Below are 23,279 nucleotides of genomic sequence, written 5' to 3'. Positions count from 1 at the left end.
CGGCTTCTGCTTTTTTGGTGTGCGTGACAAGAGTTATGAACTTTGTCCGCTCTTCACTAAATACCCTTTAATTTGAAAATAGCTGATCTCTTTCGGCAGCTCTTCTTTTATTGGTTTCAACAGGTCTGTCCCTGCTTTTGAAACGGCTTCTTCGATCAGGCTTTCCTCTTCTTCTGTAAATAGAATGCTCCAATCATCGAGTATACCTTCCTGATAGGTACGAATGATATGATTTTCAATCGTAGCGGTACTCATCCCCCGCTCTATCGCAATCTCTTTAATTCCTTTTTGCTCCTTAAATAAGGCATAACTGATCAAATAGGATGCCGTATCAGATTTATTTGCCTTATGGACAGGTGCCGGCTTGACTATCTCCACTTGATGAGTTGGATTTTCTTCTAAAAAAGTTGAGATTTCTTGAATGAAAATTTCTCCATAGCGGTCTCTCTTACTTTCCCCTACTCCACTAACCTGTAGAAATTCTTCTGAGGTTTTCGGCATTTTCACACACATATCCTGTAAAGCCTTATCTGAGAAAATAACAAAGGGCGGGACTCCTTCTGAGTCTGCAATTGATTTCCGGAGGGCTCTAAGGGTCTGGAATAAACCATCTTCCTTAGGGATAATGGCCGAAACCGTAGGCTGGACCTTTCTAGATACGGTTCTTTCTCCCATTAATACCTCTTTCCCCTTGGATGACACTTTCAGAACGGGAAAACTGCCACCTTCAACCTGGATGATCCCTTCAGAAATCAAATAATCGATGAACAGTCCGACTTCTTTCTGAGATTGATCCTTCATTAATCCATAGGTGGAAAGCCTGTCAAATCCCCATTCAAGGATTTTCTTATTCTTTGATCCCGTCAGAACCCCACTGATCAGGGAGGTTCCAAACCTCTCATTCATCCTCATCATACAGGATAAGACCATTTGTGCTTCCTTTGTGACATCCTCGGATTCTCTCTCATCGAGGCAATTGCTGCAATGACCGCAGGCTTCCTCTACATGTTCCCCAAAATAGGTCAGAATGTAGTTCTGTAAACATGATTCTGTATGAACAAAATCAACCATGTCACGTAATTTCTGCATCTCATTCTGATGCAATTCCGGATTTATGATATTTTGATCAATGATGTACCGCTGCGTCTGTATATCCTGAGGGGAAAACAACAAGACACATTCGCTGTCCACTCCATCACGACCTGCCCTGCCGGCTTCCTGATAGTACCCCTCCATATTCTTCGGGATTTGATAATGGATCACGAAGCGGACATTGGACTTGTTAATTCCCATTCCAAACGCATTGGTCGCTATCATGATCGTAATAGAATCATTCAGGAATGCCTCCTGCTGGTCCTGCCTTAACGTATCAGAAAGCCCACCATGATATTTCCCGACGGATACTCCTTTTTTCTCAAAAAACATATAAAGGTTTTCAACTTCTTTGCGTGTCGCACAATAGATAATGCCTGAATGCTGCTGATTCTTTTTTACATAACCTTCTACCCAACGCTTTCGATCTTCTCCTTTTACCACCTGGAAAAATAAATTCGTCCTCTGAAATCCAGTCAATACTTTGTATTTTTCCGGAATGTGCAAGTGATGAAGGATATCGGATTGCACTTGGGGAGTGGCAGTTGCTGTAAGAGCAAGTATCGTGGGGTTTGAACGGAGCTGGTTCACTGCATTGTAGATCCCTAAATAGCTTGGTCTGAAATCATGGCCCCACTGGGATAAACAATGGGCTTCATCAACTGCTACAAGTGGAATGGGTAATGTATTGAGAAAACGAATGAATCCATAAGATTCCAACCGCTCGGGAGCAATATAAACAAGCTTGTAATCCCCTGATGAAATCTCTTCCATTCTATTTTCCACTTCACTGTTTGAAAGGGTACTATTAATAAAGGTAGCTGGAATACCCTCATGTATCAATGCATCCACCTGGTCTTTCATGAGGGAGATGAGTGGAGAAATTACAAGGGTCACGCCATCCATCATAAGAGCGGGAATCTGGTAACAAAGAGACTTCCCCCCGCCTGTAGGCATAATGCCGACTGTATTTTTCCCATCTAATATGTATTGAATGATAGTTTCTTGGCCATCCCTGAATTCATCATAACCAAAGTATTGTTTTAATACTTTTTTTGCTTCTGTGATCACAATCTTCCCTCCAAATGATATTCTTGTCCCTATATTGTATTAAAGAAAAGCCGAGGTGCCAATAGAAAGCCCAAAGTTCCCACAAAAAAGCCCCCTCTTTCTCTCCGTTTTGAGGGGGCCTTCCCATATTCTTATAACGAATAGACTTTCTTGCCATTATGCCATGTTTCCACAACTCTGATGTTGTTTAATTCTTCACTTGAAACCTCCTTGGGATGCCGATCCAGCAGTATGAAATCAGCACGTTCCCCTTCGGAAAGGGTTCCTGAATTATGTGGTTCATTTAATTCGATGATGGTGGGCATGGACGTATACCCTCTATATGCTTCATTCACTGTCAGCTTTTCCTGGGGCTGCCAGCCTCCTGATGGGTTTCCTGAAAGGTCGGTCCTGTTCACGGCTGCAAACATCCCTTCGAAAGGATCGAGGGAACCTATGGGCAAGTCGGAGCTTAATGTATAAGGGATGCCCCGGTTTACAATACTTTTAAATGCATCGCAATAGGGGGCCAGATCTTCTCCCACCCACTTTGCTTTCTGGTCCCATTCCCCCATCAGGAAAGAAGGCTGAGTTTCAATTGTGGGTTTGATTTTTTCCAACCGATACAATAAGTCTTCCCCCAGGGTTTGGGCATGGATGATTCTGTGATGAAACGTATCTGTTCCCGCTTCTTTCTGTTCGAGTGCGGTGATCGCCTGTTCAACCGCTTGATCGCCGATTGCATGCATGGCTACCTGCATCCGATTTTCACCTGCCAGCCTTACAAGTTCATTAAGCTCCTCCTGGGAATAGATCAATATACCGTTTGTATCAGGCTTGTCCTTATATGGAATCCTCATGGCAGAAGTATGAAGACGTTGAGTACCATCAAGGAAGATCTTCACAGCGCCCACCTTTACATGCTCTGTGCCTTCACCTGTCCGCTCTGGATGGCGCTCGAGAAAATCTTTCAGATGTTCTTTTTTAAAAATGTAATGATGCAAATATACCCTGATTGGTAATTCTCCCTCTTCTTCCAATTCGGTATAGGCCGTCCACAATCGATCGTAAGAACCAATGAAATTCAGGTCGTCCGTGTGAATGGTCGTAATCCCATTTTTGAGCATATGAGGAATCCCATGTTTGATTGCATCCTTGGCATCCTCACTGCTTCTGCTCCGGAAATGATGTTTGATGAAATGAACGGCACTATCCTTGAAACGACCTGTCCATTCCCCACTGTCATCTTTTTCTTTAAATGCATCTGGGATTTCGTTAAATTCCTCTTCATCCTTTAATAACTCCATGACCTTATGGTTCACTATGCATTCATGACCGTCCTGATGAAGAAAGAACATATACGTATGTAAATGCAGTTCATCCAGATCCTTACCTGTCAAAAGATCATTTCGGTCCTTAAACTCACTATCATCGAGGCCTCTTCCTACGATCCAATCCCCATTCTCCATCTCAGGGTAATATTCAAGAACTTCCTTTTTCATTTCTTCCCAACTTGTCACATGTCTAAGGTCCAGTTCCCTCTTCATTAATCCATAACGCAAAAAGTGCATATGTGAATCATGAAACGCCGGGGACAGCACTCTTTCCATACCATCGATGGCTTCCTTTGTTTCGCTTTGCCTTTCCCCGTCTGTAATTTCCCTTATTCTCCCCTCCTCGATCGTTACACTATATTTCTTAGTGGGGTTTGTGTATTCATGACCGTCATATAATCGAACATTCGAAATCTCCATTAGACACTTCCTCCTAAAGGTTTGGTATATTCTTGTTTATACCTCAACACGATTTGATTAAACGTAAAAAAAAGCTGTGCATGCATATTCGCATGTACAGCCCCTTCAATGAATCAGAACCATCTAAATGTTTTTTCTTCTTTATTTTCTTCAACTGGTTTGGACAGCTTCCAAAATCCGTCCCACACAGTTCCTTTATCCTCATTTTCAATGGAAGTACTTTTCACTTCTTTTTCTTTCTCTTTCTTGGACATGATGCTCCCTCCTTTAATACATACATACATTACATACTATTCAAATGTAAAAAAAGAGTTTAATCATTTTTCGAAATTCAAGAAAAAGAACCAATCAGAGGATTGGTTCTTTACGTTCAATCAGGATGATTTCATTGTAGGATGCGGATTATCCACTACTTGCAGTACTTTAGTGGAAGTCACCATATCTTCTTTACAAAGCGGACACTTTGGTGTATCTTCACTTTTGAAATTGTCTCTCATCCAGCCTTTACAATCTTCAGCGGAACAAGCCCAAATCTTGGTTTCCTCTGTTTTAATTTCTTCCTCAACTTGATTTCTACGACCAAAAGCCATTGAACGTCCTCCTTTAAGGTAAGTAGGATTTCCTTGCTATGCTTTCTAACAGGAAAATATTGATTGTGGTAATTTATGCTGCAGATAGTATGTGGTCAGTAATAGTACGATAATTAATCGGAACAATTGCATCGATTATTTCCATTATACCATACTTGACTCGATTTTAATATATCAACACTCAAGTAAGGGCACTATGTAAGGAAGGATAGAACGAATCACTTCTTCTTTTTGCTCCTTGAGGATGGAGCCTTCACTCCACCTGGCATTTCCTGACTGGTCGTTCCTTGGCCCTCTACTTGAGAAGAACCCTGAGCGGCTTTGGATGCATCTTTTTTTCTGTTGCTCATTGAAATCACCTCCATTTCTACCGTTCCCATGAACAACTTATTTTATGTACATCGTTTTAGAAATCCAAATCGCCCGTTTAATGAGTAAGAAACGGTTACATGGGAATTCTAATCATTAAATTAAGGTTTTAGGGTGTGGAAGTCTGTGTTCAATCGAAGAGGAAGAGAAGGTAAGAAGAGTATAAATAAACAAGGTTCTCCCCACAGCTTTAAGATTGAGGACTTACATAAGGAATTGCTTGTTTTGGTCAGCAATAGTGAAGATTTAGTATTCAGGACCATCACAATAGATGATCAAAAAATCGCAGTGGCATATTTTGACGATCTGATTAACCCGACTTCCATGCAGGACAGCATTATCAGGCCACTTGAAGAATCCAATCAGGAGCTGAACTATCAGCTGATTAAAGATACGATAAATATTGCAAAGCTTACAACAACCAATTCACTTACGGATGTCGTAGATAATCTAGTCAACGGGACCGCTTATATCTTTAAAGAAGGAGATACCCACGGAGTATTAGCAGATGTGGCGGATAAAGGCACCCGGGCACTTGAAAAGGCGGAAACCGAATCATTGGTGTTCGGACCGAAAATCTCATTCACTGAATCCATAACGAAGAATCTCAATTTAATTCGTTCTAACATTAACGACCCTAAATTATGCGTTGAGACTTTTATGTTGGGGTCAAGAACGAAGAAAAAAGTTCAAATGATTTATATTAGTGATATTGCCGAGGAAGAAAACGTCAACACGTTCAGACAGCGCATCACAGAAATTGAGATAGACAGCATTGTGGATTCAACTGTCCTTGCTCAATTGATTGAGGATAATTCATTCACCTTCTTCCCGCAATTCATTACGACAGAGCTGCCCGACCGGTGCACCATCTCCCTTCTTCACGGTAAGATTGCATTACTGGTGGATCGGAGCCCAACGGCCATCATCGGACCATCCACATTCATGAATTTCTTTGAATCTACCGAAGATATTTATATGAGATGGAATATGGGTACATTTCTGCGGATGATCCGCTTTGTAGCGATCTTTTTTTCTATTCTTTTAACTCCGGCATATGTAGCTGTCCTGACATATCATTACGAAGTGATTCCTTCTGCTCTCTTAGTATCATTGGGACAGTCACGGTCAAATGTACCCTTCCCCCCGGTCTTCGAAGCACTTCTGTTGGAATTTATCATTGAATTATTAAGGGAGGCCGGAGCCAGGTTACCAACCAAAGTGGGACAGACGATGGGGATCGTGGGTGGTATTGTCATCGGGCAGGCATCCGTTCAAGCAGGATTCACCAGTAATATCCTGATCATCATCATTGCGATTTCCGCACTTGGTTCCTTTACAGCTCCGAGCTATGCCATCGGGACTGCCGTTAGGATCATACGTTTCCCCATCATCGTCATGGCAGGATTGTATGGCGGAGTCGGAATCATGTTTTGCTTTTGCTTTATACTGATTCATTTACTGAAGATTACCACATTGGGGAGGCCTTATTTGTCCCCCATCTATCCATTTAGATTTTCGGATTTGAAATACAGTATATTTCGCATGCCCTATCAGTATTTAGTCAAACGTCCCGTCTCCAATCATCCCATTGACAAGGGACGTATCCCGATCAAAAAAGCGAAGATGAAAAAAGACGTCGATGAGTAAAGGGTGAAGTGTATGGAGGTCAATGTAAATCCTAAAGAACGACTGATGTTTAATGCATTTTTGCTTATGTTTATTTTACATACCGCCCAAACCGGAGTAGGAATTGCCGGACTACCAAGGATCATCTATATGGAGGCGAATAGGGATGCTTGGATCTCGGTGATCATTGCCGGAATTCTTGTTTCCATTGTGTTATTCCTCATGGTCAAAACACTTGAAACCTATGATAGTGCAGATTTATACGGGATCCATATGGACGTATATGGAAAATGGATCAGTAAAGGAATGAATGTAGTTTATATCCTTTTTTATCTGAGCGTGACGTATGTCATCCTCATGAATTACATCGAAATGGTACAAGCCTGGATCTTCCCGAGAATACCAACTTGGCTTTTGATGGGATTACTTATTTTTTTACTGGTATATGGTGTACTGGGGGGCATCAGAGTTGTGGTCGGAATTGCTTTTTTAGGGCTCATCCTGGCATTTTGGCTTTTATTCATGATTTATACTCCTGTAAAGTTCATGGACTTCAACCACCTCCAACCCGTCTTGACTTCCTCCCCTAAGGAGATCATGATGGGCGTCTATAAGACGAGCTTTACCATCATTGGCTTTGATTTGGTGTTATTTATCTATCCTTATATAAAGGAAAAGAAGAAAGTTTTAAAATACGCCCTCATCGGCACCGGTTATTCAACCTTTTTATTCACTTTGGTGACTGTTGTAAGCATTGGTTTTTTCTCAGAGGACGCTCTTTTAAAGACGATCTGGCCAGTTCTATCCATGTTCAAAATCTTGAGGATTCCAAACCTGGAGCGGTTTGAATTCATTGCCGTCTCCTTCTGGATGTTAGTCATCCTTCCAAACATATGCTTGTACTTTTGGGTAGCGACCAGGGGAATGAAGAGAGTATTTCATTTTTCGCAGAAAAAAGCCATCTATCTCTTCGCAGCCATCCTGTGGATATTATCACTATTCGTTCATGAAAGAGTCACGATGAATACGATTACGGATAAGGTGGGTACTGCAAGTTTTTTCCTCTCTTTCCTGTATCCCGCTCTCCTGTTTATCCTGGTCAAATTAAAAAATATCGGGAACAAGAAAAAAGGTGTAGATGTATGAATAAAATCATATTGCTTTTTTTGGTCTGTATCCCTTCGGTTTTCTTAAGCAGCTGTGTGGAAACGAAATATTTAGAAAAGCTCGGCCTGATTACCGCCGTCGGGTATGACCAGGCTGAAGATGACAAAATTTCGGGGACTCTTGTCCTCTATCAATTCAACCCTGCCATGGAGGATGTTGAAAAGGTCCTCTCCACCACTTCTAATACCAGCAAAGGTATCAAATTATCACAAAATCTAGAATCTGATCACAAGCTTGTATCCGGCCAGTTGAGGATCGTTGTATACGGCCGGGAGCTTGCAGCCAAAGGGATTTCTCATCTGGTGGATACACTCGAAAGGGATTCCGCAATCGGGAATATGGTGTACTTAACGATTGCCGATACGACGGCTGAAGAAATCTTGAGGTATCAGACGGAGGAAAAGCCTTCAAATAGAGGCACCTACCTTTACAATTTGGTCAGGCAAAACGTAGAAGCAGAGATGATTGTTTCTCCTACCCTCCAGGAATTCATCACGGATTACGGAAGCGTCGGTAAAGACCCGATTCTTCCCTTACTGACGGCATCCAATGGGAAGGTAGGGATAGACGGCTTCGCATTATTCACTAGGGATAAGTTCATTAAAGAAATTAAAAAAGACAAGATCTTCTTCATCCGTTCTCTTATGGAAGAATACAACGCAGGAAGTGTAGAGGTTGAATTACCTATGGAAAAGTTCAAGCCTTACTTATCGTCCCTCTCTGCAGCTCCGCTTAACGACAAAGTATATTTGATGATTGACAGCATTAAATCCTCCCATAAGATTCAGGCAGAAAAAAAAGAACGGGCTTCATTCAAGGTCGAATTGAACATTGAGTCACGAATACTTGAAATGACCGAAGAATTAAATTTGACTAAACCAAAAGCGCTTCAATTGGTTGAAGATGAAGTTGAAAAATATATTGAAAAGAACATTAAGGATACCCTCCTGATGCTGCAGGAAGAAGGAACAGATCCGATTGGATTTGGAATGGAGTACAGAAGTGTCAGGGGGCATGAGAATTTGACGAGAAAGGAGTGGGACAAACTGTATAAAGAGGCTGTTTTTGATGTGAAAGTGAATAATAAAATCATCCGGACAGGTGTGATCGATTAACAAACGAACAGGTCTATCCGATATCGGATAGACCTATCGTTCCATTCTATTGGTGATTTCCGTGATGATTGAGTCTTCATTAATCTCCATCGGCTGTTCATTTTCAAAGATGACCAATCCGTAATAGACCTGCAGATCATCATCACAGGCTTCGCAAAAATACACCTCTTCAGGATCCCAAAATGCTATGGAGTGAAATTTCTTCGTTTTTGCCTTTGGATAGCGTTCACTGAATCGTTTCATTTCCGATAGAAATGTCTCTACAGCTTCATCCCTGTTATCAAATGTCCACTCCCTATCAATATCCTTTTCCCAGCCTTCAAAAAACCACCACGGCTCTGCATCACTTTTTGTTGTTATAACTCTCCATGTCGTTTTCAATGCTTCACCCTCCTTGCTATCATGTCCAAATTGTACATAAAATGGGCCAGAAAGAAAAACATTTAACTTACCACCGTATAAATTATTGACAAGTTCCCTCATGTACAAGCATACGTTTAATAGAAAAGTACGATGCTGCTTGCGAGGAGGGAAATCATATGAATTTCATTGTATTGAAGAAAGGTTCCATCATTGCCATTTTGGTGACGATCCTGGTGATTACAGTCGGTACGATTTGGTCGTTATCTTCAAAGAACTCATACCCCACGGTGTCACTATCAGAAAAAACGGGAGAAAAACAAGTCATCCAGCTTGTAACCGGCGAATTCAAATCGAAAACAGCCGATGGCAAAGAAATTGAAGCCTATCGGTGGGACCCGGGGACCATTGTAGTAGAAAAAGGCAGAGAGGTCGAACTCCGCATATATGGAGTAAACGGCATGGAACACCCTTTTTACATTGAGGGAACTGATATTAAAGGAACTGTGAAAAAAGGCAAAGAAACCGTGGTAAATGTAACTTTCTCAAAAGAAGGAACGTACAGGCTTATTTGTGAGATGCATGAAACCATTGGAAAAAATGGTCCGATGATTGCTTATATCGTTGTTGATTAAGGATTTGAATCTTGAAGATGTAAGGTCTCTAAAGTGGTGTTCCACTTAGAGATCTTTTTAATATGATAAAATGGTCATTTTTCATGAAACCAATTGTTCACAAAATCGTATATAGAATTACCATGGATTCTATCCCCGTTTCGCAGTATACTGTATATGTGATAAAATGATCATTCATCTATTATAGTTGCAACTAGAATAGTAAAAGGAGTCTTCTCCATTGACTTATATTATTGTACAAGACTTATTGGACTTTTATTTAAGTCCTTTGCATGTTAGTATCGTATTTTTATTCATATTGGCATTAATTTGGGATCGGTGTCCATCACCATTCCATCTCTATACACAATATTATGATAAAAAACTTCAGGGAAACAACCTCATAGTCAGACAGGTTGCAGAAAATGAAATCATACCTGTCAGGGTCTGGTTTACGACCTGTATGAAGTTTCAGTTCTATCATACTGATAATGATGAAGAATCCTCTTCTGTATATGTGTAAAAGAAAAGCATATATACAGAGGAGGAAAAACATTGAAAAAAATTTCATTTATTTTTATATTACTATTATTTACATTGACTGGATGCCAGTCCGCCACCACTGAAGGAGCATTCTTTCATGATTATCTTGTAAATCCATTTTCATTTCTCATTCATGAAATAGGAACCTTGCTCGGTGGTAATTTTGGAGTGGCCATTATCGTGATCACCCTTCTTATTCGTCTTGTTCTTCTGCCTTTTATGCTTAAAACGTATAAGAATCAGCAGGATATGAAAGGGAAAATGGCGCTGATCAAGCCTGAGATGTCTGCGATCCAGAAAAAGATTAAAGAAACGAAGGACAAAGAAGAACAGAAGAAGCTTCAACAGGAATTGATGATGCTCTATCAAAAAAACGGTGTAAATCCTCTCAACATGGGTTGTTTGCCTTTATTGATTCAGACGCCTATCCTGATTGGACTCTATTATGCGATCCGTTCATCTTCAGAAATTGCCAGTCACTCTTTCCTATGGTTCAACCTGGGACAACCGGACCATATCATGGCAATTATTGCCGGGGTTGTGTACTTGGCCCAATCACGCGTTTCGTTGATGAATATCCCTGCAGAGCAGCAGGCGCAGATGAAGATAATGGGGCTTCTTTCCCCCGTTATGATCTTCATCTTTTCACTGAATGCACCTGCTGCACTTCCTTTATATTGGACTGTGGGGGGCGCATTCCTCATCCTGCAGACCCTTATTGGTAAGACCCTTTACCATCAGCAGCCAGCATTAGAAAAACAGGAAACTCAATAACAAAAGGGAGCCGGCCGGCTCCCTTTTGTTATATATTCAAGCATTACTTATTGAAAGACCCCATCCGTAACACGGACACCCCTGCTATGACTAGAAGGGTCATGTAAATGATGAATGGATAAAATAAAAGTTGCCCACTCCATTCCTTCCCGAATAACTGCCCCTTGTGCTCACTCGAAGCAACTGCTTCTGTGTGGGTTACGGGTGTTCCTTTCACCGGTGTCAAAATGGTTGAGAGCATTTCTTCATGATCCTGATTATAAAGAGTCAGCTCTCCACTTGGGTCAAGTTTCTGTGTGATCTTCCCGTTTACAGGCTGGGTAAATGGGATATCATTTTTCAATTCATAAGAAGTACCGTCCAATTGAAAGACGGTCTCCTTAGGGATATAATTCCTTTCAAACTGATTCAACCCATAATCAAGCAGTTTCTTCGTATCCGAATAAATGGCCCTTTTGGACTGCGCCTTCATCGTGACGACCACGATCGAAAGTTTGTCATTTTCTGCTGACGTCACCAGGGTGTGACGGGATTCGTCTATAAACCCATTCTTACCTCCCGTCACTTCAGGATAAGGAATCTCTCCCTTCACCATCTTGTGATGGTTATAAAGAGTAGTGTTCCACCCTTCAGCCTTCCAGTCCAGGGAGTCTATATCAAATAACTCCCTAAATTGTGTATTCTGTAACGCATAGCTTGTGATTTTAGCCATGTCATAGGCGGTAGTATAATGATTTTCCCCATAAAGTCCATGGGGATTTTCAAAATGTGTATTCCGGACCCCCACTTCCTCTTTAAGAAAGAGATTCAATTTATCTACAAACTGTTTTACTGAACCTTCTGTATGTTCCGCGATGGCAACGGCGGCATCATTCCCGGAGTTCACCATCAACCCTTGAAGCAGCTGCTCCATAGACATTGTTTCACCGGCAGCTAAATAAACAGTGGAACCCTCGGTACGGCTTGCCTTTTTACTGATTTTCACCCCGTCACGGAGATCGCTATGCTGAATTGCATAAATCGCTGTGGCAATTTTTGTAATACTTGCAGGGTTCATTCGTTTCGTACCATTTTTAGAGTACAGGATGCTCCCGGTTTTTGAATCTATAATAATAGCTGAATCACTATAAATATTTCCAGGTTTTTTTACTGCATTTTGTTGAGCTGAAACGCTTGGAGTAAGGAAGCACATTAATAAAATCAGCACAATAACCTTTTTCATATATCCACACACCTGTCTTGTCATTGATCTCACTAAACCATTCTACCAAAATTGGATATCCCATAATCACTTCATTAAAAAATGTTAAGAAATTGAAAGAATGATGCTAATTCCTTACATATTTACCCGATTCTTCTTTCAATACTGATACTTTATTTCCATTTTGCCTTTGTTTCCACTAAAATGAGAGTATGAATATGAAACCTTTTACACAATGAAACGTAAGTATGATAAGCATCTTTATTAAGGGGTAGATGAAATGAACACATTTCTGCAATTTTTATTAAGGACGGTCATCTCTTTCTCTATGGGGACCAGCAGTTTTATCGCTTACTTACTCCTCTTCGACATGGGATTTCCTCTTACACTTTTATCAGGTGTAGGTACCGGGGTACTCTTTTTCATTATCGTTAAGGTGCTTCAAAAAAAATGGTGGTTGAATAAAAATGGTCTTTCCGGACAGGAATTTCGATATATAAACAGAAATTTAAAGGAAGCGAAAGAAAAAGTAAAACGGCTTCAACGTCAGCAGTTAAGGGTAAGATCTCTTGGAGCCTTTAAGCAGGTCCTTGAGATCAACCGATTAAGCAGAAGAATATATCAACTTGTAAGAAAAGAACCTAAGAGATTTTTTTCAGCTGAGTCATTCTTCTTCTACCATTTAGACTCTGTGGTGGAAATTACCGAGAAATATACGTTCCTGGCATCCCAGCCTGGTAAAAATAAAGAAGCCTTCCTGTCTCTCCAACAAACCCGTACGACATTGGACGATTTAACAGGTTCCTTGGAAAATGATTTACAGAAAGTGTTGGCAGATGACATGGATCACCTACAAATTGAATTGAATTTCGCCAATCAGCACTTAACACACAAAAAAGATCTCAAATAAATTTCGGAGGTTTTATGATGGAACAACGAAATGAACAATCAGAACTGGATTTATTGCTTTCAAACCCATTTGGGGAAGAAATGCCTGCTTTGAACGAACAAGAAAAGTCCCCCCTTTTACTTGACCGTTTGCCTAAAGAACAGCAGGAAAAAGCCAAACAATTAGCAGCTCAAATCGACTACAAGGACTATGAAGCCATTCTAAAATATGGAACAGCGGCCCAGACCCAATTGTCGACATTCTCCCATTCAATGCTGGATCATGTGCAAAAACGGGACATCGGTCCGATCGGTGACGTGTTAGGCGATTTAATGAAAAAGCTCGAGCAAATGAATCCCGATGAGCTTAATGCGAAACAAAAAGGCGTATTTAAAAAGCTCTTTCGCAAAGTTTCATCCTCTTTACAGGAAGTGCTTTCTAAATACCAAAAAATCGGATCTCAGATTGATCGGATTTCAGTCAGACTGGAGCATTCAAAGAAGACGTTGCTCGATGATAATCGATTATTGGAAACCTTATATGAAAAAAATAAAGACTACTTCCAAGCCCTTAATATGTACATTGCCGCTGCTGAATTTAAACGGGAAGAAATCCAGCACACTCTCCTCCCTTCTTTGCGTAAGAAAGCAGAAGAAACCGATGATGAATTGATCTACCAGGAAGTCAATGACACCATGCAGTTCCTGGATCGATTGGATAAACGAATACATGATTTGAAACTGAGCAGGCAAATGACAATTCAGTCCGCCCCTCAAATCCGTTTGATACAAAATACAAATCAAGCATTGGCAGAAAAAATTCAAGCTTCTGTCCTTACTGCGATTCCCCTTTGGAAGAATCAAATCGCGATCGCTCTTACCCTTCTGAATCAACAGAAGGCTGTAGCCGCTCAAAAGCAGGTATCACGCACGACTAACGAGCTGCTATTAAAGAATTCCGAGATGCTCAAAACAAATAGCATCGAGACCGCTAAAGAAAACGAACGGGGAATCATAGACATCGACACCCTGAAGAAAACCCAGGAAAACCTGATCTCCACGATTGAAGAAACATTGGCCATCCAGGCAGAAGGCAGACAAAAGCGACAACAGGCAGAACAGGAAATGGTCACAATGGAAAATGATTTGAAACAAAAACTCATCGAAATTAGAAAGTAAAAAGCGTAATCAATATGAGCATTGGCCCTTCCCACGTATCTTATCGTGGGAAGGGCTTATTGATTTTAGACCGGCAATAGTATTCTCCCTTATCCAATCCCTGAATCATATATCTTGCATATCCGAATTGATTATACTATCATTCTCCACATGCAAATAATTGACACCTCAATAAATTGCACACAATTTTATTGGAACACAAGAAATAAATCCCAAGAGTATTTACGTAATAATAAGGGAAAAGCATAAGTGTCACCTGTCACTTAATTAGAAAAGGAGTTTTTTATCATGGAAAACTATCAAGAACTTATAAATAAACAGCAATCATTCTTTTGTACCGGCAAAACAAAAGGTACCAGCTTCCGGATCGAAGCTTTGACTAAGTTAAAGGATCTTGTCCAAACACATGAAACTGACATCCTACAAGCTGTAAAGAAAGATTTGAATAAGCCGGAAATAGAAGCTAAGCGGGCAGAAGTCGGCATGGTCCTTGGTGAAATCGACTTTACTATAAAGAACCTTACTGGATGGGCATCACCAGAGGAAGTTAAAACACCTGATACACATGGAGATGCAAAGAGCTTCATTTATCCTGAGCCCTATGGCTCGATCCTTGTCATCGCTCCATGGAACTATCCATTCCAACTTGCCGTTGCACCCCTTGTTGGAGCGATTGCTGCCGGAAACACAGCTGTCCTGAAACCATCGGAATTGACCCCGAACACTTCAAGACTGCTTGCAGGCATGATCAATGACCATTTTCAGGAAGAATACCTTCATGTCGTCGAAGGAGAAGTTGAAACAAGCACTGCATTGCTTAAGGAAAATTTCGATTACATTTTCTTCACTGGAAGCACTGGTGTCGGGAAAATCGTGGCAGAAGCTGCAGCTAAGCATTTAACACCCGTCACACTTGAACTTGGTGGTAAAAGTCCTGCCATAGTACATTCAGATGCGGACATTGATGAAGCGGCGAAACGAATTGCAAGAGGAAAGTTTGCAAATGCGGGTCAAACATGTGTCGCTCCGGATTATGTTCTCGTCCACAGCGAAGTAAAGAATGAGCTGTTGGAGAAAATGAAAGGAGCCATCCTAGCTAGTTACGGGGAGGATATCATTCATAACCCAGAATTTGGACATATTGTTAGCGAAAGGCATTTTGATCGTCTGAAAAGCTTTCTGGACAATGGGAAGATTGTTACCGGTGGAGATTCAGACCGTCATAATCTCGTGATCGAACCGACAATTCTTGATTCAATTTCTTGGGAAGATCGCATCATGGAAGATGAAATTTTCGGACCGATCCTTCCGATCATTGAATATGACGACACTTCCGAAGTGATTAATCAAATTTTAAACCGTCCAAAGCCGTTGGCGCTTTATCTTTTCTCTGAAAGTGAAGCCCTTCAGGATGAAATATTGATGAATATCTCATTTGGAGGTGGCGCTATCAATGATACAATCAATCACATGACATCTCACTATCTTCCTTTCGGTGGGGTTGGCGCCAGCGGAATGGGTGCATATCATGGTAAAGCAAGTTTCAATACGTTCTCCCATTTCAAGAGCATCTTGAAACGCTAGAATATTATAATCATGATACTTGAGGATTGTCCTTGTTAACACAGGAATTTCATTCTTTCGATAACTAAAAACAGGACCATGAGCTCTTTTGATAAGAGCTCATGGTCCTTTACTAATGTGGCCAGGTTCACCTTCTATCTTCTACATTACTTCATTCATTTCTCCTCGTTGTGGACGATGCTGTCTGTGATGCTGTCATATTCATTCTCCGCAATCGCACTACTGATGATTTCTTCTTTTTCAAGCTTTGCAACTGCCTCATATTCTGCATACAAGGCGTGTTTCCTAAGGGTGGCGAGCTGGTTTTCTTTTAGTACCGGATTCCGGTCAAATAAGTCATCCAATTGAGCTTTGAGCATATCGATTCTTTTCTTGTAAGTATCAATGAGCTCACCCGATACCGGGTCAGTAATATAGAGCTTCTGTTTCACACGATGGATCTCTGATATCGCCGTTTCATAACGATGAAGCTGACTGAGTAATTTTCCGAATTCCTCATGACCTTCCTCTTTCGGCTTGATGCCCAATACATTGATTAACGGTTTAATGGTAAGTCCCTGGACAACCAAGCTGAATAATACAACACTAAAACCAAGGATCAACACGTCTTCCCTGCCTGGGAAGTCCCGTGGCAGACTCAGTACAAGAGCAATTGAGAGAGAGCCTTTTAATCCTCCCCAATTCAATATGTGCTTCCACATATGCGGGAAGTTCCCGATAAGGGACAAGCTTGTGTAAACGGCTATACTCCTTGCCACTAATACGACAAGTATGGCTGCGAATATGTATGGCCACTTCTCCATGAGGTCAATCCTTGTTATCTCAAGGCCGACCATTAGGAAAACCAGAGAATTCGCCAGTAATGCTGCAACATCCCAGAAACTGTTGATATTCAGCTTGGTAGTGGGACTCATCCCGATCTTCCCGCCGAAATTTCCGAATATCAGTGCTGCTATGACCACTGCTATGACCCCTGAAGCATGAACGCTTTCCGCCAGTAGGAAGGAACCGTAAAACAGGATCACACTGAAAATAATCTCAAGGGGATAATCATCGTAGTACTTGGTTAAAATCGAAAAGGCATATCCCAAAGAACCACCAATGATTACTCCCAATGAGACTACCCTGATGAATTCCCACAATCCACTTCCAAGGCCCGCCCATCCAGCATCGATATATGACACAAGATAAAAGGCGGAAATATTGAATAATACAACAGCCAAACCATCATTGAATAAGCTTTCGCCTTCAATCACAACGGCCAATCTCTTCTTTACACCCACACTCTTGAAGATGCTTAATACACTGACAGGATCTGTGGCACTCATTAGTGCTCCAAAGACAAAAGCTGCCTGTATGGAGAAATCAAAGAAATAATACGCTGAAAAACCGATGATCAAAAATGAAATCAATGTGCCCCCGAATGCCAAAGCGATGATCGGTTCTTTATTCGCCTTTAGATGGGAATAAGGAAGCTTCAATGCCGCTTCTCCGAGTAAAGCTGGTAAGAACAAGGTGATAATGACGAAATTAAAGACTTCTCCTTCGGTAATGAAGGCTTTAAGCGGCTCCAAAACAGGTATATTGAATAAACCGATCAGCGCTCCAACAATCACGAGAGCAATTGGATAGGGCTGCTTGAATTTCTTGGATATCGCTGTTATACCGGCTGCAATCATGACTAATATAAGACCCAGTTCGAAAATATGGTGCATATCCAACTCATGCATATATGTTCCTTCCTCCCTTGTACACTACTTTCTCTTTCCCTATCATGCCTATTTACTAACCTACCCTTTTGTGTATAAAAAGACTCATCTTCACGACACAACCTACCAGTTAAACTACTCTCATCTTTCTTTAGTATACAGAAAATTCCTTAGGATTAACATTTTCCCTTCCAAAACCAGGATAAAGGATATAAAGTCAGGGAAAAAAAATGACGACTACCGAGGAACCCGGTAGTCGTCATTTTTATCATTCAAATACTCTTGTACAGGAGCTTCCTGAGTAAAGGGAATAATACTTCCGGAAGTTCTTCCACATCTGAAACAAGGATACTGTAATTTCCATAAATATTCTGGATGGTTTTTCTTTGGGACTCATCGATTTCACCGTTTGATAAAAAAACGTTGATGACTTCGATTCCCTTTTTCCGTGCATCCAAAACTGCTTCATGAGTATCGACAATTCCATTCTGTTCATACTCCATGGCTGCAGGCTCACCATCTGAAAAAACAAGAAGGAATTTTTGTTTTTCATTCCGCATCAAAATTCGTTCTGTCATCAAACGGATGGCAAAACCATCCCGATTGTCCTCTTCCGGCTGAAGCTGCATGATTTCAGAACCACTGCCTGGTTTCAGGGATGTATAGAAATCCAACACAGGGTTTAAGTAATTCGGCTGACTGGTCTTGGTCGCACGATTCGTATCTTCCCAGAAGCCGACGACTTCATGTGGCACCCTGACTGATTTTAACGATTCGTGAAACAACGTTATGCCAAGCTTCGTCTGATCCATTTTGTCATACATGGATCCTGAACAATCGACCAGTAGAGAAAACACGGCATCTATCTCTGAGGAAGGGTTCTGCTTTTTATAAAAAAGTCTTGGATTATCATCAGTTATGAACCGTAATAACTTGTTGTTCAATCTGCCAAAATGCAGATCGCTTCGAGGCTGTATACGCTTATGTTCCAGTGTTTTCTCAATCATCTTCTGAAGCTTTTTCTGATACGGAGCAATCCTTCCTTTGTTCTGACTATACCCAATCTTCTCTTCAGAAGTGGGAACAGATGGAGTAAGAAAATGAGGTACTGCGAAGCGATTGTCTTTACCGTACTCACTTTCTCCCCCTCCGGACTCTTCTCTCTCCTGCTCCTCGGCTTTCACATTATGGTACTGCTCCCTTTCCGTCTCCTGCTTGGAGCCTTGAACCATTGCTAGAGCCTGATCAGCATCATCTCCTTCACGGACACCTTCTCCCATGAGGTCGGATTGAGAACCTTGATCCAGGTCGAACTGCAGGAAAGATTCCCCTTTGTCACTTGTTTCCCTGTGCCAAGTACGGAATTCTTCATCCATTATTTCCTCTTCCCCCGTGCTTTCTTCTTCCAGCACATCGTGATTCTCCAGGGGATCTTTCCTTTTCATATCGTCAAATGTTTCACCGGATGTTTCTTCCATCTCGTAGACGTCCTCAGGCAGATGGAAGTATTCATTCAACATATCTTTTTGGACTATTTCATCTACAACCTCTACAATCTCCAAAGCTACCCTCACGACATCCTTCGTCTGACGGGTCTCATAAAATCGGGTAATCTGTCCATGAATAAACGGCATGGCCAGGTCAATATCCTCATTAATCTTCACCGGTTGTTCCAACGGGGATTGGGCGTGTAGAAGAAGGTAAATCGAATTGAACAGAGCATCTGTAAACACGCTTTTCATCAAATTCACTTTAAGCTGGGCTTCAAAGTGCTGACGGTATAATGTTCTTCTCGTGTCAAATGATCTCTTGGTACCCGGACGTTTGGATTTGCAGATTTCCTCTAATCGTATTTCTTCCCCGATGACAAACAATTGCTTTGCAAAACGTGGAACCGAAGTTGTTTTTACTTTTTCAATGTATTTTATCACATCTTCTTTCACCGTTTCATGGAGATTACCGATGGTCCTCAAGTAGATATCACTTTTCAAACCGTGGACTTCGTCATCTCGCTTTCGATGGTCCCAGAAGTGACTGACATAGACCGTTTCCTCTTTATAGTCCAAATAAGAAAAAGGACCATATTTCAGATTCATATCCCCATTCTTAGACAGCGTCTTTGTAAGATCCGCCATTTCCATCACTAAAAATGAATCAATATTTTCATCATTAAATTGAATAAATCGGTGCATTACAAACCCCTCATTCAAATAAGGTTTCTGCTATATTCAGAATAGCCGCTTTCTCACGTTCATCTTCAAGCTTATCAACGATTCCCCTCTGTATTGCACGTTTGGCAGGGAGATACAGAGCCAGATCACAGGCATCAAGGAGAGCTCGTATGGAAGCCGCTTCCTCTGAAATTTGTCCATTTTTCACCTGGATCAGTAAATCCGAAGACAAGTCCACAAATTGGCCGATGAGCTTGTCATCCGTAAGCTTACTTTGACTTTCAATGACACTCTTCAGCGTTTCTCCTTCAATATAAGGTACGTCTATGACAACAAATCGATTTTTCAGGGCCTCATTTAACGGAACCGTACCTACATACCCTTCATTAATAGCAGCTACAACCCCAAATGAGGGAGCAGCCTTCACAACTTCACCTGTAAATGGGTTCGTAATACTTCTTCTATAATCCAACACACCGTTTAAAATCGGCAATGTTTCAGGTTTGGCCATATTGATTTCGTCGATATAGAGCAGGTGACCATTTTTCATTGCTTGAATCACAGGTCCTTCAATGAAATCGATGGTATTTTTTCCAGCTCTTTCGCTGATCGTTTTATAGCCTAATAATGCTTCTGCATCTAGATCAACCGAGCAGTTGATACTGTGCATAGGCTGAGAGAATATTGATGATAATGTATCGGACAGCTTTGTTTTTCCTGATCCCGTTGGTCCTTTAAGGAGAAGATTTTTCCCCAGGGAAAGGGAGATGATGCTGTCCTCGATGATATAATCTTCACTGGCCGTATATCCCCCTTCACCGATCAATGAATGGTGCTCAGTACCAGCGAATGCTTGTTTTCTTTCATTTATTATACGAGTGACCGATTCCGGTAGTCGTCTTTCCGAATTCATGCTTTGACATCCTTTCCAATTCACATACTTGTCATTCTACATGTAATAGCGCTTCCACTGCAAAGGGTCTGCACAAATTTATTATTTCGGCAGATCTAGAAAAAAACACCCATTTCCGGGTGTAGTATGGTTTTTATATGTTCAGATCATATCGGGTGAATCCCCTATAGACATACATACCGGCTTTTTCATAGACAATGGTGGCATCGGTATAGCTATCGCTGTCTACGGAAAGGGCTGCTGTCTTCATCCCACGTTCTTTCAACATGCGAAATGCGTAAGAAAGCAAATGATGAGCAAGTCCCCTGCGACGCGAGTCTCTCTGAATCCCCAGATGAGTGATTTCCCCCAACCTGGTCTCCTCATTGACAGAACAAAGGATAAATCCTATCAGATTGTCTCCTTCTTTCAATAGAAACCAAAGAGTCGGATCGAAAGAAGGGCGATGAAAACGCTTCTTGAATTCTTCCAATTCAGTCGGGTGATAATCGAAATGGTCTGAAAAAACCTCTTCAAACAGTTCATGAAGACACTGTGTTTCAGTTTCGGGATTGAAACTCGAAATTTGATAAGAGGAAGGAATGGTGGTAAACGTCAAATCTTCAAGATCCTTTTTCATCTGAAACCAGAAACGGGTTGCAGTAAACCCACATTGTTTGAGGGTCTTTTTCTCTACTTCCAGGTTTGCAGACAGGATGATGGTCTTGTTTTCACTTTTCTTTTTTTTACCGATTCTAGCGGTTGATACTAATTCTTTTACCATCTCCTTTATATAGTGATCCATATGTTCATTTGGGTTGGCAAGAATTAAAGAAGGAAGGCGATGATCTTTTTCAGTCAGAATGGAGAGGGCTGCTAACTCCCCATTATGCCAAAGACCTATGCGATCCGTTTCTGGAATCGATTCCACCATTTCTTGTATTTCTTCTTCACTGGTTTGTCTTTCTCCGAATGCCTTTAGTTCATAGTTCATAAATAATTCTTTCAGCGATGACATGTCCTGTAGAGTAACCACCCGTTTACTAAATGACTGTTGCATTTGTCCTCTCCCCATCCATCCCAATTTTCAAGTTCCTTTTGATCAATACATTAAATAATAAAATGAATAGTATATATTTTTCGTAAAGTTTACATTAAAAAAGCTGATTTCTTCCGTTCAGGAAAAAATCAGCTGGAAGATGGTTTAGACCTCTTCGAAGTATTCTTTGTAGAAGCCTCCCATTTTGCCACTTTCATCGATTACGAAGTAGTAATCTTCTGATTCGTTTTTCACTTCATATTCTTTTCCAACTGTAAGGACATTCGCCACTGTATATTTCTTCGCGTCCGTATGTACACACTTTATCTTTTTATTCGATGAATTCTCCGTCCAAGTCTTATGGATCAAGTCGATACCCTCCTTTTCAATAGAACTATGCTACTAGTATATTCTTACAGGCGCATTAGTTCAACTACTATCTAAATCGTAATACTGCTGTACGCTCGTTATATAGTTTTTTTGTCGACTTTTTAAGAATTTTGTCACACCAACCTATTGTTATATGGTATATTATAGGAGATAAATTAGTGGAAGAGGTTCGATATTCGTGAAAAAAGGATTAACCAGAATAGGGATCGTTTTCTCCATCCTTCTGTTTTTTTATATGAGTACGCATCGGCCGAATGAAGAACAGTTTTACTCTTGGCTATTGACTGAATACGATATCGAGTGCCATACTTCGATAACCTGCACCAAAAAAGTGGAAGGGAATTCCTATACAACCTTGATCGAAACCGGATCAAATATTAAGAATGGCTACTTGCTGTTTAACACGATCGGCAAGATCTTTGAGGACGAGAATGGTTCCAGAACCACGGTTAAAGCGATAGGTGTATTCGGGAAGTATTTCACGATCATTATGGATGAGCAAGGCTGATGGAAATACCTTCATCAGTCTTTTATTATTTCCGATACCTTACTTTTTTCCACTTTGTTGTATGGGTACTTTTTTTCATAGTGAAGAAGAGTCCATAAACAATCAGTGCGATCAGTAGGATGACAAAAATAATCCCCGCTTTCAGGCTCACTTCCTCTAACAGTGCCTGGAAGCTCTTAGGGAAGTAACGTCCAATCTGAAAATAGATGATTCCCCATACGAAAGCTGATGGAAGGGCATAAAGAAGATACTTGATGAAGGAGATCCCTCGTGTTGTACCTGCAATATAAGGCATGAATAGCCGGATCCCTGGTATAAAATAGCTGAATGAAATAGCCAATGGACCATATTTATTCAGCCAAACTTCACCGTTTTCAATGAGTTTTTTGGATTTGCTCCCATTCCTCATCCGCGAGGTTAATTTTGTGCCAAAATACCTGCCATTCATGAAGGCAAAGATCCCATAGGAGATCAGTCCACTATACATAAAGAAAAAAGAGGTGTACGGATTAAAATGTCTCCATTCAGAAAGATATCCGGCTAATGCGGCAGCCAGTTCGTTTGGTACCGGCAATCCCACAAACACGACCCAACTAAACAGAAACATGGCAATATAACCGAATTGATCAACTAAATGAAGTAAAAAGTCCATCACACACCT

Annotated in this window: 22 protein-coding genes; 9 read left to right on the top strand and 13 right to left on the bottom strand. The window is 41.0% G+C overall.

Translation table 11 applies throughout. From position 1 onward, the window contains the following. Positions 1-33: 33 nt before the first annotated feature. The 5 genes from recQ to AM506_RS22470 form a co-directional block, all read right to left on the bottom strand. Positions 34-2,163: a DNA helicase RecQ gene (gene recQ, locus AM506_RS07690; protein ID WP_060671918.1), complete on the bottom strand. Its 2,130-nt coding sequence runs from the start codon at positions 2,161-2,163 to the stop codon at positions 34-36. A 131-nt stretch (positions 2,164-2,294) separates the two neighbouring features. Next, positions 2,295-3,896: an amidohydrolase gene (locus AM506_RS07685; protein WP_060671917.1), complete on the bottom strand. Its 1,602-nt coding sequence runs from the start codon at positions 3,894-3,896 to the stop codon at positions 2,295-2,297. Between the two features lie 113 nt (positions 3,897-4,009). After that, the gene (locus AM506_RS22715) at positions 4,010-4,150 is read right to left on the bottom strand and encodes a hypothetical protein (RefSeq protein WP_160316860.1); all 141 of its coding nucleotides are present in this window, start codon (positions 4,148-4,150) and stop codon (positions 4,010-4,012) included. A gap of 120 nt (positions 4,151-4,270) precedes the next feature. Continuing rightward, positions 4,271-4,486 carry a cold-inducible protein YdjO-related protein gene (locus tag AM506_RS07680; RefSeq protein WP_034758928.1) on the bottom strand — a complete coding sequence of 72 codons (216 nt, stop codon included), beginning with the start codon at positions 4,484-4,486 and terminating at the stop codon, positions 4,271-4,273. A gap of 218 nt (positions 4,487-4,704) precedes the next feature. After that, positions 4,705-4,836 carry a YuzL family protein gene (locus tag AM506_RS22470; protein WP_152968553.1) on the bottom strand — a complete coding sequence of 44 codons (132 nt, stop codon included), beginning with the start codon at positions 4,834-4,836 and terminating at the stop codon, positions 4,705-4,707. A gap of 145 nt (positions 4,837-4,981) precedes the next feature. Here AM506_RS22470 and AM506_RS07675 point away from each other — a divergent pair, with 145 nt between their 5' ends. From AM506_RS07675 to AM506_RS07665, 3 genes are read left to right on the top strand one after another with little or no spacing between them, the layout of a single operon-like run. Beyond that, positions 4,982-6,505, top strand: coding sequence for a spore germination protein (locus AM506_RS07675; protein ID WP_235576074.1), 1,524 nt, complete (start codon positions 4,982-4,984; stop codon positions 6,503-6,505). Positions 6,506-6,517: 12 nt separating this feature from the next. Next, positions 6,518-7,630 (top strand): GerAB/ArcD/ProY family transporter, encoded by a 1,113-nt coding sequence (locus AM506_RS07670; RefSeq protein WP_060671916.1) that lies wholly within the window; start codon positions 6,518-6,520, stop codon positions 7,628-7,630. Next, positions 7,627-8,766 (top strand): Ger(x)C family spore germination protein, encoded by a 1,140-nt coding sequence (locus AM506_RS07665; RefSeq protein WP_060671915.1) that lies wholly within the window; start codon positions 7,627-7,629, stop codon positions 8,764-8,766. The genes AM506_RS07670 and AM506_RS07665 overlap by 4 nt, the downstream gene beginning before the upstream one ends. Positions 8,767-8,799: 33 nt before the next feature. Here the strand turns inward: AM506_RS07665 and AM506_RS07660 are convergent, their stop codons facing one another. After that, positions 8,800-9,147: a DUF1033 family protein gene (locus tag AM506_RS07660; RefSeq protein ID WP_060671914.1), complete on the bottom strand. Its 348-nt coding sequence runs from the start codon at positions 9,145-9,147 to the stop codon at positions 8,800-8,802. A 158-nt stretch (positions 9,148-9,305) separates the two neighbouring features. Between AM506_RS07660 and AM506_RS07655 the strand changes: the two genes are divergently transcribed. Beyond that, complete coding sequence (locus AM506_RS07655) at positions 9,306-9,761, top strand: cupredoxin domain-containing protein (RefSeq protein WP_060671913.1); 456 nt, start codon at positions 9,306-9,308, stop codon at positions 9,759-9,761. A gap of 534 nt (positions 9,762-10,295) precedes the next feature. Beyond that, a complete protein-coding gene (yidC, locus tag AM506_RS07645) occupies positions 10,296-11,057 on the top strand; it encodes a membrane protein insertase YidC (protein ID WP_060671911.1) in 762 nt (253 codons plus the stop codon). A gap of 43 nt (positions 11,058-11,100) precedes the next feature. On the opposite strand, the gene AM506_RS07640 is transcribed toward yidC, so the two are convergent. Further along, positions 11,101-12,279 carry a D-alanyl-D-alanine carboxypeptidase family protein gene (locus AM506_RS07640; RefSeq protein ID WP_060671910.1) on the bottom strand — a complete coding sequence of 393 codons (1,179 nt, stop codon included), beginning with the start codon at positions 12,277-12,279 and terminating at the stop codon, positions 11,101-11,103. Between the two features lie 259 nt (positions 12,280-12,538). Between AM506_RS07640 and AM506_RS07635 the strand changes: the two genes are divergently transcribed. The 3 genes from AM506_RS07635 (at position 12,539) to AM506_RS07625 (ending at position 15,909) form a co-directional block, all read left to right on the top strand. Further along, positions 12,539-13,168, top strand: coding sequence for a 5-bromo-4-chloroindolyl phosphate hydrolysis family protein (locus tag AM506_RS07635; protein ID WP_060671909.1), 630 nt, complete (start codon positions 12,539-12,541; stop codon positions 13,166-13,168). Between the two features lie 14 nt (positions 13,169-13,182). Then, positions 13,183-14,325, top strand: a complete 1,143-nt coding sequence (locus tag AM506_RS07630) for a toxic anion resistance protein (RefSeq protein WP_060671908.1) — start codon at positions 13,183-13,185, stop codon at positions 14,323-14,325. A gap of 288 nt (positions 14,326-14,613) precedes the next feature. Next, entirely contained in the window at positions 14,614-15,909 is a 1,296-nt protein-coding gene (locus AM506_RS07625; RefSeq protein ID WP_060671907.1) for an aldehyde dehydrogenase, read from the top strand. Positions 15,910-16,064: 155 nt separating this feature from the next. Here the strand turns inward: AM506_RS07625 and AM506_RS07620 are convergent, their stop codons facing one another. From AM506_RS07620 to AM506_RS07600, 5 genes are all read right to left on the bottom strand, one after another. After that, complete coding sequence (locus AM506_RS07620) at positions 16,065-17,639, bottom strand: cation:proton antiporter (protein ID WP_060671906.1); 1,575 nt, start codon at positions 17,637-17,639, stop codon at positions 16,065-16,067. Between the two features lie 251 nt (positions 17,640-17,890). After that, positions 17,891-19,810 carry a nitric oxide reductase activation protein NorD gene (locus tag AM506_RS07615; RefSeq protein WP_060671905.1) on the bottom strand — a complete coding sequence of 640 codons (1,920 nt, stop codon included), beginning with the start codon at positions 19,808-19,810 and terminating at the stop codon, positions 17,891-17,893. 10 nt (positions 19,811-19,820) lie between these two features. Continuing rightward, a complete protein-coding gene (locus tag AM506_RS07610) occupies positions 19,821-20,702 on the bottom strand; it encodes an ATP-binding protein (protein WP_060671904.1) in 882 nt (293 codons plus the stop codon). A gap of 133 nt (positions 20,703-20,835) precedes the next feature. After that, positions 20,836-21,741: a GNAT family N-acetyltransferase gene (locus AM506_RS07605; RefSeq protein ID WP_060671903.1), complete on the bottom strand. Its 906-nt coding sequence runs from the start codon at positions 21,739-21,741 to the stop codon at positions 20,836-20,838. A gap of 144 nt (positions 21,742-21,885) precedes the next feature. Then, positions 21,886-22,089, bottom strand: a complete 204-nt coding sequence (locus tag AM506_RS07600) for a DUF6501 family protein (RefSeq protein WP_060671902.1) — start codon at positions 22,087-22,089, stop codon at positions 21,886-21,888. A gap of 199 nt (positions 22,090-22,288) precedes the next feature. Between AM506_RS07600 and AM506_RS07595 the strand changes: the two genes are divergently transcribed. Then, positions 22,289-22,618, top strand: a complete 330-nt coding sequence (locus tag AM506_RS07595) for a hypothetical protein (protein ID WP_060671901.1) — start codon at positions 22,289-22,291, stop codon at positions 22,616-22,618. A gap of 25 nt (positions 22,619-22,643) precedes the next feature. Here AM506_RS07595 and AM506_RS07590 read toward each other — a convergent pair whose 3' ends face one another. Beyond that, entirely contained in the window at positions 22,644-23,270 is a 627-nt protein-coding gene (locus tag AM506_RS07590; protein WP_060671900.1) for a DedA family protein, read from the bottom strand. Positions 23,271-23,279: the final 9 nt, after the last annotated feature.

The sequence above is a fragment of the Rossellomorea vietnamensis genome (assembly GCF_001305855.1).
In the GTDB taxonomy this organism is placed as follows: domain Bacteria; phylum Bacillota; class Bacilli; order Bacillales; family Bacillaceae_B; genus Rossellomorea; species Rossellomorea vietnamensis_A.
This window is presented reverse-complemented; position numbering and strand designations above follow the sequence as displayed.